Source organism: Pseudomonas psychrophila HA-4 (assembly GCF_000282975.1).
In the GTDB taxonomy this organism is placed as follows: domain Bacteria; phylum Pseudomonadota; class Gammaproteobacteria; order Pseudomonadales; family Pseudomonadaceae; genus Aquipseudomonas; species Aquipseudomonas psychrophila_A.
The window spans coordinates 41,494-55,617 of sequence record NZ_ALJC01000107.1; the positions used below are offsets into that span (position 1 = coordinate 41,494).

General features: G+C 57.3%; 12 protein-coding genes. 4 read left to right on the forward strand and 8 right to left on the reverse strand.

The window, feature by feature from the left end:
• Nucleotides 1-144: 144 nt before the first annotated feature.
• The 4 genes from B347_RS0117390 to B347_RS0117405 all read right to left on the reverse strand — a co-directional run bounded on the left by B347_RS0117390 (nucleotide 145) and on the right by B347_RS0117405 (nucleotide 6,610).
• A complete protein-coding gene (locus B347_RS0117390; protein ID WP_019410972.1) occupies nucleotides 145-3,207 on the reverse strand; it encodes a transglycosylase domain-containing protein in 3,063 nt (1,020 codons plus the stop codon).
• Nucleotides 3,208-3,416: 209 nt separating this feature from the next.
• Nucleotides 3,417-4,520, reverse strand: a complete 1,104-nt coding sequence (locus B347_RS0117395) for an OpgC family protein (RefSeq protein WP_019410973.1) — start codon at nucleotides 4,518-4,520, stop codon at nucleotides 3,417-3,419.
• Nucleotides 4,521-4,684: 164 nt separating this feature from the next.
• A complete protein-coding gene (locus B347_RS0117400) occupies nucleotides 4,685-4,969 on the reverse strand; it encodes a putative quinol monooxygenase (protein WP_019410974.1) in 285 nt (94 codons plus the stop codon).
• Nucleotides 4,970-4,990: 21 nt separating this feature from the next.
• A complete protein-coding gene (locus B347_RS0117405) occupies nucleotides 4,991-6,610 on the reverse strand; it encodes an FMN-binding glutamate synthase family protein (RefSeq protein ID WP_019410975.1) in 1,620 nt (539 codons plus the stop codon).
• A gap of 177 nt (nucleotides 6,611-6,787) precedes the next feature.
• Here B347_RS0117405 and B347_RS26610 point away from each other — a divergent pair, with 177 nt between their 5' ends.
• The 4 genes from B347_RS26610 (at nucleotide 6,788) to B347_RS0117425 (ending at nucleotide 8,686) form a co-directional block, all read left to right on the forward strand.
• A complete protein-coding gene (locus B347_RS26610; protein ID WP_019410976.1) occupies nucleotides 6,788-6,946 on the forward strand; it encodes a hypothetical protein in 159 nt (52 codons plus the stop codon).
• Between the two features lie 111 nt (nucleotides 6,947-7,057).
• Nucleotides 7,058-7,498, forward strand: coding sequence for an NUDIX hydrolase (locus B347_RS0117415; RefSeq protein WP_019410977.1), 441 nt, complete (start codon nucleotides 7,058-7,060; stop codon nucleotides 7,496-7,498).
• A 24-nt stretch (nucleotides 7,499-7,522) separates the two neighbouring features.
• On the forward strand, nucleotides 7,523-8,161 hold the full coding sequence (locus B347_RS0117420; protein WP_019410978.1) for a LysE family translocator: 639 nt from the start codon (nucleotides 7,523-7,525) through the stop codon (nucleotides 8,159-8,161).
• Between the two features lie 15 nt (nucleotides 8,162-8,176).
• Nucleotides 8,177-8,686: a GNAT family N-acetyltransferase gene (locus B347_RS0117425; protein WP_019410979.1), complete on the forward strand. Its 510-nt coding sequence runs from the start codon at nucleotides 8,177-8,179 to the stop codon at nucleotides 8,684-8,686.
• 70 nt (nucleotides 8,687-8,756) lie between these two features.
• On the opposite strand, the gene metR is transcribed toward B347_RS0117425, so the two are convergent.
• From metR to B347_RS0117445, 4 genes are all read right to left on the reverse strand, one after another.
• Entirely contained in the window at nucleotides 8,757-9,674 is a 918-nt protein-coding gene (gene metR, locus B347_RS0117430) for a transcriptional regulator MetR (protein ID WP_019410980.1), read from the reverse strand.
• Between the two features lie 161 nt (nucleotides 9,675-9,835).
• Nucleotides 9,836-11,227, reverse strand: coding sequence for a sigma-54-dependent transcriptional regulator (locus tag B347_RS0117435; RefSeq protein WP_019410981.1), 1,392 nt, complete (start codon nucleotides 11,225-11,227; stop codon nucleotides 9,836-9,838).
• Nucleotides 11,224-12,987 (reverse strand): sensor histidine kinase, encoded by a 1,764-nt coding sequence (locus B347_RS0117440; RefSeq protein ID WP_019410982.1) that lies wholly within the window; start codon nucleotides 12,985-12,987, stop codon nucleotides 11,224-11,226. The genes B347_RS0117435 and B347_RS0117440 overlap by 4 nt, the downstream gene beginning before the upstream one ends.
• Entirely contained in the window at nucleotides 12,987-14,111 is a 1,125-nt protein-coding gene (locus tag B347_RS0117445) for a GNAT family N-acetyltransferase (RefSeq protein ID WP_019410983.1), read from the reverse strand. Before B347_RS0117445 ends, B347_RS0117440 begins: the two co-directional genes overlap by 1 nt.
• Between the last annotated feature and the right edge of the window lie 13 nt (nucleotides 14,112-14,124).

The following is a 14,124-nucleotide window of genomic DNA, read 5'->3' on the forward strand; positions in this document are numbered from 1 at the left end:
CAAATAGAGCTGACGAACGGTAATGATTCGTAACAGTGGCGAGGGACACTAAATTGGAGGGAGCGGGCGTGCTCGCGATTCTGGCGACGCGGTCTGTCAGTAAACCGCGCCGATTTTTTTCGCGAGCAAGCCCGCTCCCACAGGTTACTTGCCTGCTGTTTGTACCGGGGCGGGTGCCTGGCATAAGGTTTGGGTATCGGTTTGCAGATACGGCGTGAGGATCGGGGCCATGCCTTTGAGCACTTGCACCGGTAATGCGGAGGTGAACTTGAAGGCTTGTGCCGAGCTGCCCGGAACGAAGGCGGTCAGGGTCCCGAAGTGTTTTGGGCCGATGTAAAACACAAACGTGGCGGTGCGATTGATTGACTTGGAACTGATGACCCGTCCGCCTGCGCCAATGCTCTCGATACGGTTGTCACCAGTGCCGGTCTTGCCGCCCATGGCCAATGGGCTGCCATCATTGAGTTTGAAACTGCCCGATACCCGGCGCGCAGTGCCAGCATCGACCACTTGCGACAGGGCTTCGCGCACCGCTGTTGCCACTTCGCTGGGCATCACCCGCACGCCTTTGTCCGGGTCGTTGACTAAACGGGTTTCGTAGGGCGTATCGGCGGCGAAATGCAGGGTATCAATACGCAACACCGGCAAACGTACGCCATCGTTGAGGATGATACCCATCAGTTCGGAGAGCGCTGCTGGGCGATCCCCCGAGCTGCCCAATGCGGTGGCTAGAGAGGGCACCAAGTGGTCAAACGGATAACCCACTTTTTGCCAGCGCTGATGAATATCCAAGAATGCTTCGATCTCCAGCATGGTGCGAATCCGGCTGTCGCGGGCGCTCTTGTGACGGCTTTTGAACAGCCAGCTATAAACCTCCTGACGCTCAAACTCGCTGGCTGCGGTGGCCTGCTGAAAGGTGGCCTGCGGGTTTTTCAGTAAATAGCCCAAAAGCCACAGATCCAGCGGATGGACTTTAGCAATGTAGCCCTGATCCGGCAGGTTATAGGCCCCCGGCCCATAGCTTTGGTAGAGCGTATTCAAGCGTTCGTCCGTGACCTTATCGGTGCGCAGATGAGAGCGGACAAAGTTGTTGAACGTGGCCTGGTCTGCGTTCGGGAACAGGTAGCGATGCACTGCCGACATTCTGATCGCGGTGGGGTGCATGCTGTCGAGAAAGGTATCAAGGCGCGCCGTTGAGTCCTTGCCCTTGTACCTTTTCCAGAACTTGAGCATATAAGTGGTGCCTTCGCGGTCAGCGAAGCGGCTCAGGTATTCCTGGCGACGCGGATTTTGATCATCGCTCAGCAGGTCGGAGTTGTTGCTGGGTGACTGATAGGAGGTGTAGCGCACCACGTCGCGCATCAACCGTACAAACGGCAGGTTGATCGACTCTCGTATCGCGTCGCGCAAAGTGGGGCTACGGGTGTTGTCCTGGTTACGAAAGTTGTGAAAGTGATGCATGCCGCCACCGGTGAAAAAACCTTCCCCGGGGTTGGCTGAATAGTGGCGATTGAGGGCCGCGTCGAGCATGTTGGCGAGTTTGGCGCCGGGGTTTTGAATCAGATAGCCCAAAGACCAGCGGGTCAGGGGGTCTTGGTCGGTGATCTGGATCTTTTTCAGGGCGGTGCTGGACTGTTCGCCATATCGATCATGCAGCTCGGCAATAATCTGCAAGTACGTGGTCAGCACCCGCAATTTGGCGGTCGAGCCCAGCTCCAGTTTGCTGCCTTCGTTGATGTCGAACGGCTGGTCGGTGCTGTCGGTCTGCACCCGCGCTCGCGCGCCGTCCGGGGTGAGTTCAAACAGGGTAAAGCTGTAGCGCACTTGCGCGGTGCTGGCCGGGGTCAGCAAGCTGGGGCCTAGCAGGCCGAGTTTGCCGGCAACAGCAGGGTCGGCCAGTTGTTGCAGGTACGTGCTGACTTGGCCTTGCAAGTCCGCCTGCAAGGTACTGGTGGCCGACAGATCGAGGCGGTCTAGGTCATACAGCGGGCGCTTGAGCATCGTCGACAAGCGATTGCGGGCCACGCTGATGCCCTTATTGGTTTCGATGGCCTGAGTGGTCGGCGCCAGTTGCCAGTCACGGTAGGTCGCGTGGCTGGCCAGCGCGGCAGACGCCAGTGCTGGGTCTATCACGTTGTTCTGGGCCAGTAAGCGGATGTGGCTGTCGGTCAGTTGCGCCAGTTCTTTGCGACCCTTGGTCAAATAATACGAAGGCCGTCGCTGGGCAATCATCAGCGACAACACTTCGCGTAACGCCAGCCCTTTGTTTGCCAGGCTGCGGGCATCCGTGGCGGTGCTGGCCAAGCGCTGATTGACCTGATTGAAATCGCTGTCGTACCACACCCTTAACCCCTCAGCCATGCCGTGCACTTCGCCGTGGCCGGGCACTGCGGAGAGCGGCACGCTGTTGAGGTAATCACGCACCACTTTTTGCCGGGCGAGCAAGGTCTGCGGGCCGTCCTGATAGGCTCGCACGCTGGCTGAAATCATCTGCCGCAGTTTTTCGCTGCCCGACGCCGTTAAGCCATCGGGCGAATGTCGATATTTTTCCAACTGCGTGGCCAATGTGCTGCCGCCCGCAGACTGCCCCGGCAGGTGCAGCATTTTGGCAATTTGCGAGTACGCGGCTATGGCAAAACGCGGCCAGTCCACGGCCGGGTTGGCCAACGGCTGCTTGGGGTCCAGCAAGTCACGGTTTTCAACAAAAAGTAGGCTGTGTACCACCACCGGTGGGATTTGCGCGAAGTTGGCATACAACTGCTGGGGGTAGTTGTATTGATAAAGCGAAGCGCCTGAGCAGTCAGTGATAGAAAGTCCGGCCTGAATCTTTTCTGCGTACGGGACGAAAAAGCCCTTCTGGCTGTAGCTCAAGAGTTCAGGTGAAAAGCGTGTCTGTTGTTCGATCACGTAGCCGCGTTTTAGCAGGCGCGGCAAAAAATCACCCAGCGCGCTATAGCCCAAACGCTGATCGAAAGGCCCGTTACCGGGGTAGAGCATCGAGTTGCTGGGGCCAGTGTGCATTGAATAGCTGAGGGAGGCGGCAAAGCGGCTGAATTCACGTGCCTGGAGTTTCGAGGTGCGTACCTCTTTGGCGATAGCAAAGCCCAGAGCAATCAGTGCCACCACCAACAACAGCCAGAACAGACGCCATGCATAGCGTTTACCCCGGCCTTTTGGCTTTTGTGGCGGTGTGGGGGTCTCTGCCATTGTGGCTGGTGGCTCCGTAGTGTGATTGGAATTGGAGTGCCACAGTGCGCCCATAGTCAGTCGGTCCACCTGCGCCTATTGATTGCGCTCAAGAGAAGCGTAGACGCTGCTCGGCGCAGGCGAAGGATTTGTGAAGGCCTACGGAGTCTTTCCTCTAGAAGATTAAAAGATCGCGAGGCAAGCGCGCTCCTCCAGCGGGCGAGAAGACGCTATGACGTGCGCCCCAGTCGCTTATTCCAGTCCAGCCACATGGCCAGCAGTGCCATGAGCCACACGCCCAACAGCGCACTGAACACTTGCATGGTCCATGCATCATCGCCCAGCGCGTTGAGCATGTCCGCCAGCGGGGCCAAGATCACGCCCAGGCAAAATACCTCCAGCGAGTAACGGCCCATGCGACATATTTGCCGGGCAAACCACTGGTTGAGCCAATCGCTGTGTGGCACCAGCTTTGCCACTACGTAAACCAAGGCCAGAAAGTGCAGCAAACGCACAGGCGACAAGTTGGTTTTGCTGATCGGGTAAATCAGCTCACCTAATGCCAAGGGCATGTAGGCATCGTGTACCTGCGGCCACTTCCACGACAGTGCCAACAACCCGGTAAGCAGCAGATAGACAGCGGCGCTCAAGAACAGTGGCTGACGGCGTAAAGGTCGAGGATCAATGGCCGTACGGCCTTGGCCATGCAGCGCCAGCGCACCCCCGAGGATAAACAGGAACTGCCAGGCCATCGGGTTGAAAAACCACACCCCGCCTTCTTGCGACGCGAGGTTCCAGTAAGGCGCTATCAAATACAGGCCCAGTGAAACAGCCACGACGTAACGTGCTTTGCGCAGCAGCATCGGCAATACCAGCGGTAGACCGATCAGCAGCACGATATACAACGGCAAGGGGTCCATCAGGTTGGGTTTGAAGCGCAATAGCAACTCATCGGTGAGCGCCTGTTGCGGGTTGCTCAAGAAGTATTGCAAGCCCATGTCTTGCACCAGATCACGGGTTTCAACATGACTGTTGGCAAAGAAAACGATGCCCATCAGCACCGCCAGCAAAAAGATATGCACCACATACAGCACCCAGGCGCGACGCAGGATCTTCACGCTGGCAACCAGCAAACCCTCACGCCGGGCTATTTTTCCGTAGGCCAGCACTGCGGCATAACCGGCCAGAAATACAAAAATCTCGGCCGCATCACTGAGACCGAAATTACGCACGGTTAATGCAGCCAGCGGGTTATGCGGGATGTGGTCCCAGAAAATAAAGATCAGCGCCAAACCTCGAAAGAAGTCGATGCGCAGATCGCGTCCGTTAAGCATGACGGCGTGTACTCAACCATAGGTTTAATGAAAATCGGCGAGCGCAGTATAAGTGCGCGCCCTTTATCGGGGGCGCGCAGGGTGAGGGTATTACGCAGCAATTGCAAAGGTTGGATATTGCAGAATGTCTCAGGGCGGCGGGTATTAGCCGCCCGTCTGTTTAATCAAAAGGCGTCCATAAACAGAAACGTACACTCACGTGCCTGACATGCGTTGATCTGCGGCACCAGCCGTCTGAAGTGCTCACTTTGACAGTGGGCATTAAGCGCTGCTTGATCGGGCCATTGTTCAACGAAGATAAAATGCCCCGGGTCTTTTTGATCAATGTACAAGTCGTAAGCAATACAGTCGGGCTCCAATCGGGTTTTCTCCACCAGTTCGGCGTACCAAGGGCGCACCTTTTCGAGGTGTTCAGGTTTGATGAAGTCCTCAGCGATTACTTTCAACACAATGTCAGTCCTTGTACGCACTTAAGCGGCTTTGATCTCGTTCGGTTCAAAACTGTCGGAGCGGGCCATTTGCCACATGCGCGAATAAAACTCGCCATTGACCTCGCCCGTCAGCAATTCCCCGGGCTTGAGGAACACATGCAATTGCGAGAACAGTTTGATTTCGGTGGCCGACATGCGCCGCACCAAATGTTTGGCGGTGAGTTGTGCCGGGTGTTCTAGGCCGGCGGCGGCGAGCATTTCAGCCAGTGCTTTAAGCGTGTTGCGGTGGAACTGGAACACCCGCTGCGCTTTGTCGGGCACCACTAGCGCACGCTGACGCAGCGGGTCTTGGGTGGCTACACCGGTCGGGCACTTGTTGGTATGGCACGACTGCGACTGGATGCAGCCGATGGCGAACATAAAACCGCGCGCCGAGTTGGCCCAGTCCGCGCCAATGGCCAGGACGCTGGCAATGTCGAAGGCGCTGACAATCTTGCCGCTGGCGCCAAGCTTGATCTTGTCGCGCAGGTTGAGGCCAACCAAGGTGTTGTGCACAAACAGCAAGCCTTCACGCATCGGTACGCCAATGTGGTCGGTGAACTCAACCGGGGCCGCGCCGGTACCGCCTTCCTTGCCGTCAATCACGATGAAATCCGGCAGGATGCCGGTTTCGAGCATGGCTTTGGCGATGCCCATAAATTCCCACGGATGCCCCAAGCAGAATTTGAAGCCTACGGGTTTGCCACCCGACAACTCACGCAGTTGCGCGATGAAGTGCATCAGTTCGATGGGGGTTGAGAACGCGCTGTGGCGTGACGGAGACACGCAGTCCTCGCCAAGCGGCACGCCACGGGTTTCGGCAATTTCGGGGGTGACTTTGTGTTTGGGCAAAATCCCGCCGTGGCCCGGTTTGGCACCCTGGCTCATTTTGATTTCGATCATCCGCACTTGCGGCGTGCGGGCCTGGGCGGCAAAGCGCTCCGGGTCGAAACGGCCGTCGGAAGTGCGGCAGCCGAAGTAGCCACTGCCCAGTTCCCACGTTAAGTCGCCACCGTTCTCACGGTGATAAGCACTGATACTGCCTTCACCCGTGTCGTGGGCAAAGTTACCGAGCTTGGCGCCTTGGTTTAACGCTCGAATCGCATTAGCGCTTAACGAGCCAAAGCTCATGGCCGAGATATTAAAAATCGACGCGGAGTACGGCTGGGTGCATTGCGGGCCGCCGATGGTGATCCGAAAGCTGCTGGGGTCTGTCAACGGGGCTGGGCGCATGGAGTGGCCGATAAACTCGAAGCCGGGTTGGTAGACGTCAATCAGCGTGCCGAACGGTTTGTCAGCGCTTTCATTCTTGGCCCGCGAGTACACCAGCGAACGCTGCGCGCGTGAGAAGGGCAGCGCATCGCTGTCGGACTCCAGCAGGTACTGACGAATTTCCGGGCGAATAGCTTCAACCAAATAGCGAATATTGCCCAGGATCGGGTAGTTGCGGCGCACCGCATGCGGGCCTTGCAGCAAGTCGAAAATACCCAGCAGGCTCAGGGCCAGCGTCACCGCAGTGAAGGGCCATAACCACTCATGGTGCATAAACGGCAGGCTGGCGAGGGTGAAAATCACACAAAAAGCAAAAAACGCATAACGGCTTAACAGTGACAGGCTCATACGGTTTCCTGTTTCAGGCTTAACTGTTCGGTCGGGTTTGAACAGCAAGAATGAGGCGGTTTACCCCGGCGATACAACGGTTTGAAGCGTGCAGCCTCTCTTTGAATCGAAGGCTTGCACAGAAGTGTTGACGAACGGGTGCTTAATTACCATTAGCCAATCAGAGTAGGAGAGAGCTTGCACCGCCTTTTTATTTTTTTTAAAAGCCGCGACCCGCGTCGAACGATCCTTGGGGCAATCCTGTTGATCACCTTGATCGGTCTGATCGTCGGCCGAATTGCTGGGTTCAACAAGCGCTTCGCAGGTTTTGGTTCAAGCCCTAAAACCGAGGCTTGAAGAGGCCTCGTATCCATACAGATGGCTCGTCTATACGCGCCATCTGTGTCTTTGCTTGAGCGTTAGGCCATGTAATCCTTTGCGCACTTTCTACCTTGCTGGCCGACTACCGTGACCCTCTCAGAACACTCTGCCCCTCTCGCGAAGATCATCCGTATTGCCGCTGCCGTATTGATCGGTCCTGATGGCCGAACCCTACTGGTACGCAAACGCGGTACTCAGTCGTTTATGCAGCCAGGCGGAAAAATAGAAACCAGCGAACAACCGATCCATGCTCTGGCCCGTGAATTGGAAGAAGAGCTGGGGTTGCAGATTGACCCTTTGCGCGCCAGCTATCTGGGGCACTTCACGGCACCTGCGGCCAATGAACCGGGCTTTGAAGTACAGGCGCAGATGTTCGTGTTGCACATCGACCAAGACGTGATTCCGGCTGCCGAAATTGAAGAAGTGCAGTGGATCGACCCCCAAGGCGATGGCGGGCTGGTGCTCGCACCGTTGACGCGTGACGTCATCTTGCCGTTTTATCGTGATTCCTTGCTGACCTCTGCCTGACCCTTTCGTTAACAAGGATTGCCCATGATTCCTGTCCATGATTTGCTGATTTTCGCTGCGGCGTGTTTGCTGATGGTATTGACGCCGGGTCCGAACATGATCTACCTGATTTCGCGCTCCATCTGTCAGGGGCGCAAGGCGGGGGTCACGTCACTGGTGGGGGTTGTGGCAGGTTTTTTTGTACACATGTTCGCAGCCGCAGCGGGGCTGACCGCTGTGTTTCTAGCAGTGCCGATGGCCTATGAAGCGTTGAAGTGGGCGGGTGCGCTGTACTTGTTATGGATGGCCTGGCAAGCCCTGAAGCCGGGCGCGCGTTCACCGTTTGAAGCGCGCGACCTAGCGCCGGATTCAACGCCGAAACTGATGTTGATGGGCTTTATGACCAGTGTCTTAAACCCTAAAGTGGCGGTGTTTTACCTCTCGGTATTCCCGCAATTTATCAGCCCTGAAAACGGCTCGATGTTCACTCAAAGTATTGAACTGGGCCTGACCCAAATCAGCGTCAGCTTTACCGTTAATTTGTTGATCGCGCTGTTTGCTTCCGGCATAGCCGTGTGGTTTGTACGCAACCCCACATGGTTGGCCGTGCAACGCTTCGTGATGGGCTTTGTGCTGGCGGGGCTGGCGATTAGGCTGATGCTGGAGCAACGTAAAACCTTATGAGTGGGACCCGTCGTAATGGCTATAGAACTGCTTGATCCCTCCCGCGCCAAGGCTTACCGGCAGTTGATGCTGCAAGCATATTCGCTGCACCCGGAAGCATTTGTGTCCAGCATTGCTCATCGTGAGAAATTGCCGTTGAGCTGGTGGGAAGGGCAATTGGAAGATGACTTGAGCGCCATGTTGGGTGCGTTTGTCGACGCACAACTGGCGGGCATTGTTGGCTTGGCATTCGAGCCCTGGGAAGACGCACAACATAAGGCCACCTTGTTTGGCCTGTACGTGCCCCATGCCTTTCGCGGGCAAGGGATTGGCGAGCAACTGGTGCAGGCCGTGGTGTCGTTGGCCGAGCAAGAGCCTGAGATCAAAGCGGTCGAATTGACCGTGAGCGCCAACAGTTCTGTTGCGCTGGCGCTGTACCGGCGTTGTGGCTTTGAGCAGTCGGGGCTTGAAGACAGCGCGATTCGGGTGGGCGAAGAGTATTACGACCGAGTGCACATGCGGCGGTTGGTCGAGACTGACGCGTAGACCTCGCGATCTTTTAACGATCAAAAAGATCGCGAGGCAAGCTCGCTCCCACAATGACAATACGTATTGCTTACCTAACCGCGCTCACCCCGTCGAGCGTCGAGAACGACGTGTCTTTCGCGGTCAGCAAGAAATCACGCATATAAGGTACATCCAACATGTCGGTGCGAACTGCGGCATATAGGGTGGCGAACAAGCCTTTCTCGCCTAAGCGCTTGGCCTGTACGTAGCCGCGTGAGCTGTATTCATGCAGCGCCCAATGCGGCATCCCACACACCCCACGGCCGCTGGCCACCAGTTGCATCATCATGACTGTCAGTTCTGAGGTGCGTACGTGCGCAGGCTCTACATCGGCAGGCTCCAGAAAGCGGGTGAAGATGTCGAGCCGATCACGCTCGACCGGGTATGTGATCAAAATTTCCGTGCTCAGGTCTTCAGGCACGATGAACGGCTTGCTGGCTAAAGGGTGCTGATTGGCCACGGCCAACATGGCTTCGTAGGTAAACAGCGGCACATAGGTCAGGCCGGCAATCTCTTGCGGGTCGGAGGTGACGACCAAGTCCAGATCGCCGCGTGCCAGCGCTGGCAGCGGCGCAAACGCAAAACCTGAGGCCAAGTCGAGTTCAACCTCAGGCCAGGCATCACGGAACTGATCGATGGTCGGCATCAGCCATTGAAAGCAACTGTGGCATTCAATCGCCATGTGTAAGCGCCCGGCGGTGCCGCCGACTAAACGGGTGATGTCGCGCTCGGCAGCGCGCATCAGCGGCAGCATGGCATCGGCCAATTGCAGCAAGCGCAACCCGCCGCTGGTGAAACGTACCGGCTTGGTTTTGCGCACAAACAGCGGCATGCCCATACGCTCTTCCAGCTCTTTGAACTGGTGCGACAAGGCAGATTGAGTCAGGTGCAGGCGCTCGGCCGCTTCGACCAAGCTGTCGGACTCGCGCAAAGCGTGCAGGGTTTTGAGGTGACGAATTTCCAGCACGATGACTCCATGAGTAAACTTGATGATAAACGCGAAAGCGTTGAGTTTGTCTCATGTTGCCGTGGGTGTCGATGGGTGAGAGCAAGCGGCATGCTTTTAGCTGTAAGGCGCAAGCAAGCGTGTTTCGCTTGCTTGCGGCTCGACCTTAGGCCGCTTCAGATTCACCTGACAATTTTATCGACATGAATATCGAGTTTTTTCAGTCGATACCAAAAGCTGCGCTCTGAAATACCAATCAACTGCGCCGCCGCAGCCTGCACCCCTTGAGCCTGCTGCAAGGCCGCTAGGATGTAGGCTTTTTCAACTTCAGCCAGTGCGGCTTCGAGGTCGGGCGGTACGCTCACGTCGGGTGTCAGTAAGCTGCTGCTCTGCAATGGTTGGGCGCTGAACAGGTACGGCGGCAAATCGCTGTCTTCGATCGTGCTGCTATTGGCAACAATGGTGGCGCGCTCGACGCAGTTTTGCAGTTCACGAATATTCCCCGGCCAGTGATATTCCACCATCGCCTGTAGGGCGCTAGGGCTGAAACCGCTGATCCGTTTACCCGCCGTTGCCCCCAAGTTGTGGGCAAAGTGCCGCGCCAGCGGTGCGATGTCTTCAACGCGCTCGCGCAGGGCGGGCAAAGGAATCGGGAAGACATTCAAGCGGTAGTACAGGTCTTCGCGAAACTCTTTGTTGGCCACCGCTTCAAGCAAGTTCTTGTTGGTCGCGGCAATCACGCGCACATCGACTTTACGCTCACGCGGGTCGCCCACTGGCTCGATCACCCGCTCTTGCAGCGCACGCAAGATCTTGGCTTGCAGGGCCAAAGGCATATCGCCCACTTCATCGAGAAACAAAGTGCCCTTGTCGGCCTGCATAAAGCGCCCGACGCGATCCGCCACGGCACCGGTAAATGCGCCTTTGCGATGGCCAAACATCTCGCTTTCGAGCAGCCCTTCAGGAATCGCCGCACAGTTGACCGCGACAAATGGCTTGTCGGCGCGACTGCCATGTTTGTGAATGGCGCGGGCGACCATCTCTTTACCGGTGCCGCTTTCGCCAGTCAGCAGGATGGTCGCGTTGCTGTCACGCACCGAGTCGATGGCGCTCAGTACGCGGCGAAAACTCGGGCTCTCGCCCACCAGGTTTTCAATGTGTTGGTGTTCGTCGAGCTCGGCGCGCATGCGTGCGTTGTCACGCACGATGTCGCGAAACTGCAGGGCTTTGCTGACGGTGATGTCGAGCTCGTCGATGTCGAACGGTTTGGCGATGTAGTCGTAGGCACCGTTGCGCATCGACTGTACGGCGTTTTTGACGGTGCTGTAGGCCGTCATCACAATCACCGGTAATTGCGGGTAGCGCAGTTTAACTTCGGCCAGTAATTGCGGGCCGTCCATGCCGGGCATGCGCCAGTCGCTGATTACCAGGTCAATGTCTTCCTGCTCCAGAAGTGCTAAGGCTTGGAGGCCGTTGCCCGCGGTGAAAACGTGTACATCGTTCTGGGTCAGCGCTGAGCTGAGCAAGTCACACAGTTTTGGCTCATCGTCGACAACCAGTACGTTATGACTCATGACTCATCCCCTCCGTGGGCCGGGATATACAGGTTGAACGTGGTGCCGGCGTCTTTCTCGCTGATGCACTCAACCCGTCCATCGTGGTTTTCCATAATCGAGTACACCTTGGGCAAGCCCAAGCCTGTCCCCGACGCTTTGGTGGTCACAAAAGGGGTAAAAATGCGTTCGATCATGTCGGGTTCAATGCCTTGGCCGGTATCGATAATGCTCAGCACCGTATCACCGCGGTCATCGCGGGCAATACGCAATGTGAGGTTGCCACCCTCGGGCATGGCGTCGATGGCATTGATGATCAGGTTCAGACACGCTTGTTTCAACTGCCGGGTATCGGCGTAAAGCGTTGCCCCCGGCGCCTGATCGTCGATCTGCGCCTTGATGTTGTGGGTTTTAAGTTCCGGCTCGCAGAAACCCAAAATGTCTTCGACCAACGGCAGGGCTGGCTGCTGCGAGCGAACCGGGGCGCTGGGTTTGGCGAAGTCGAGAAAGTCGGTGATCAGCTCGTTGATGCGCGTGACTTCACTGACCACGTATTCGAGATGGCGTTTGTCGGTTTCGCCAAGGTCGGCCCGGCGATGCAATAACTGAGTTGCGGTTTTGATGATGCCCAGCGGGTTACGGATCTCGTGGGCCAAGCCCATGGCCACTTCGCCCAATGCATGCAGGCGGTCGCGTCGACGCAACTGGGCTTCGAGGTGGTGCAACTCGCCGAGCCGCACGGTCATGTGGTTAAAGGTACTGCTCAGTTCGGCCAGTTCGTCGTGCCCGGAAACGCCCACCCGCTGGCTGTAATCCCCGGCGGTCACGGCGCGCACGCCTTCAGAGAGCGCGCGCAGCGGCCGTGTCAGACGCTCAGACACCAGCCAGCCAACGGTCAGCGACAGCAGCGAGCTGAGCAGAAAAATCAACGCAAACAAGTTGGTTTGGTTAACCAGCCCCACGAGGCTGGTGTGGCGCAGCAGGCCGCTGTAAATCACGCCTTGCAGCTCGCCCGCGTCGTTCATGATGGGCCAGTACAAACCGCTGTAACGGCTGGTGAACTGCTCGCTGGGCAGTTTGGTCGTGCGCAAGGTCTGCTCAATCTCATGCGGCAATATGGGCAAGCGGTCATCGAAATGCTGGCTGGAGAAAATCTCGGCAAAACCATTGGCGTTGGACAGGTATAGCCGCAGGTCGAGGGAGTGCACATCGGCGACGCTGGTCAGGAAGCTGCTGTCCATGTAGGTCGCGACCAGCAGTTGGTAATCCACACCATCTTGAGTCGTAGGAAATGTCGAAACCACAGTGCCGGTCGGCACGCCGCCGACGTTGATGGTTTGCAGGACGGCGTTGGGGGCTAGGCTGATTTGATCGACGATGTTGTCGCTGGCGGTGCTGAACACCACTTTGTGATCGCTGTCGCGAATCAGCGCTACCACGTCGATGCCTATCGCATCGGCGATGTCGGCCGTGAGCTGGTCATGGCGAATGGCTTTATGTGACACCGGAGGATGGGTGTAGTGCAGGAACAGCTTGGCGACGCGGGCGTTGTCCTGAAGGATCTCGCTGATTTCGTCTTTGACGATCTTGGTCGACTCTTGCAGCCAGACCCGCACGTTGCTGTCGAAAATCTGTGACAGGGTGGTGGCAGCCAGTTCGGCAGCGATCATGGTCGGGATGACGCTGACCAGCCAAAAAGCCAGCACCAGCTTGCGCTGTACCGTCCAGCGCGAGACCTTGAATGGCTGGGGTTTGCACGATGAGTCAGGCGTGATCGGCATTAATTCTCGCTTATCGCTGCGGCCAGAGCGGGGTCATGGCGGTCAGGGCGGATGAACAGTTTGACCAGTTTGAGCACGCTGTTGATCAACCGATTGCGGTGGCGGAAAAACAGCGTGTTGCTCTGAAAGGTGCAACCCAAACGAATTTTGCTGGCGTATCCGGCCTGACCGCATTCGTACAGCGCAATATTGTGACGAATACAGTAGTCGACATTCACTACCCAGCTTCTGAAGTACAAGTTGTACTCGCGACTGAGTTCAAGATCGTGGCCAAAAAACTTGTCGATCAAGCGGTGCTCGTCGATCAGCACCAGGTTGAACGCCACTAATTGCTCGTCGACCCAATACAACACACACATCGCTCGGTCACTCAGTTGCTGGAGGATACCGGTGAAGTAGGCGGGTGGTAAGCGTTCGAATTGCAAATCACTGCGCGTCAGCGTGGCGTCGTACAGGCGCATAACCTCGGGCAAGACATCGTCAATAGTGTCGCGCCATTCCACCCGAGGTGCTGGCGCGCGGAGCTTGCGGCGCATGTCTTTGCGGGTGGACTTGCCCAGGGAGCCGAGGTAGCCGTCAACCGAGCCAAAGGGTACCGGCAGCATTGCGCTGGGCAGACTCGGCATCGACTGAAAACCCGCTGCTTTGCAGCTGTGAGCCCAGTCATCATCGTGGCTGGGCACGTCTTTGACGGCTATCAGGCCGATGCCCAGTTGGGCGGCGTCGCGGTGTGCCAGTGCCAGTAATTGCGCCAGCAGGGCCGGGCGTTGTGACGCCGCAACATGGCTGGCGGTCCCCGCGCTGCACTGTTCCGTCACCGGCGAACCGATGGCGTACAGCTGTAACTGCATCAGCCCTGGCAGCACGCGGTTAAGGTGTTCGGTAAAGCGTTTGCCGATGCCCTGAACGGTCGTGTCTAGGCGATAGCAGGTGGTAAATGCCGTGGCGACGGCAACCAAGACAGGGCCGTCGAACAGCGTCAGATAACGCCATTCGAAGCCCTCAATGCCGGCGTTTTCGACCGCCATGATGTAGTCCCAATCCTCCAGAGCATCTGGAAAGCAGTCATTCCAGGCCTCGCGCTCGATGGCCTGGATTGATGAAAAGCTGTGGGCTGTAATCATGGGGCGTCCTTGG

What these genes read in the sequence shown, in the direction of transcription:
- B347_RS0117390 (WP_019410972.1), bottom strand. Translation starts at nt 3,207, where the DNA reads ATGGCAGAGACCCCCACACCGCCACAAAAGCCAAAAGGCCGGGGTAAA.
- B347_RS0117395 (WP_019410973.1), bottom strand. Translation starts at nt 4,520, where the DNA reads ATGCTTAACGGACGCGATCTGCGCATCGACTTCTTTCGAGGTTTGGCG.
- B347_RS0117405 (WP_019410975.1), bottom strand. Translation starts at nt 6,610, where the DNA reads ATGAGCCTGTCACTGTTAAGCCGTTATGCGTTTTTTGCTTTTTGTGTG.
- B347_RS0117420 (WP_019410978.1), top strand. Translation starts at nt 7,523, where the DNA reads ATGATTCCTGTCCATGATTTGCTGATTTTCGCTGCGGCGTGTTTGCTG.
- B347_RS0117425 (WP_019410979.1), top strand. Translation starts at nt 8,177, where the DNA reads ATGGCTATAGAACTGCTTGATCCCTCCCGCGCCAAGGCTTACCGGCAG.
- B347_RS0117435 (WP_019410981.1), bottom strand. Translation starts at nt 11,227, where the DNA reads ATGAGTCATAACGTACTGGTTGTCGACGATGAGCCAAAACTGTGTGAC.
- B347_RS0117440 (WP_019410982.1), bottom strand. Translation starts at nt 12,987, where the DNA reads ATGCCGATCACGCCTGACTCATCGTGCAAACCCCAGCCATTCAAGGTC.
- B347_RS0117445 (WP_019410983.1), bottom strand. Translation starts at nt 14,111, where the DNA reads ATGATTACAGCCCACAGCTTTTCATCAATCCAGGCCATCGAGCGCGAG.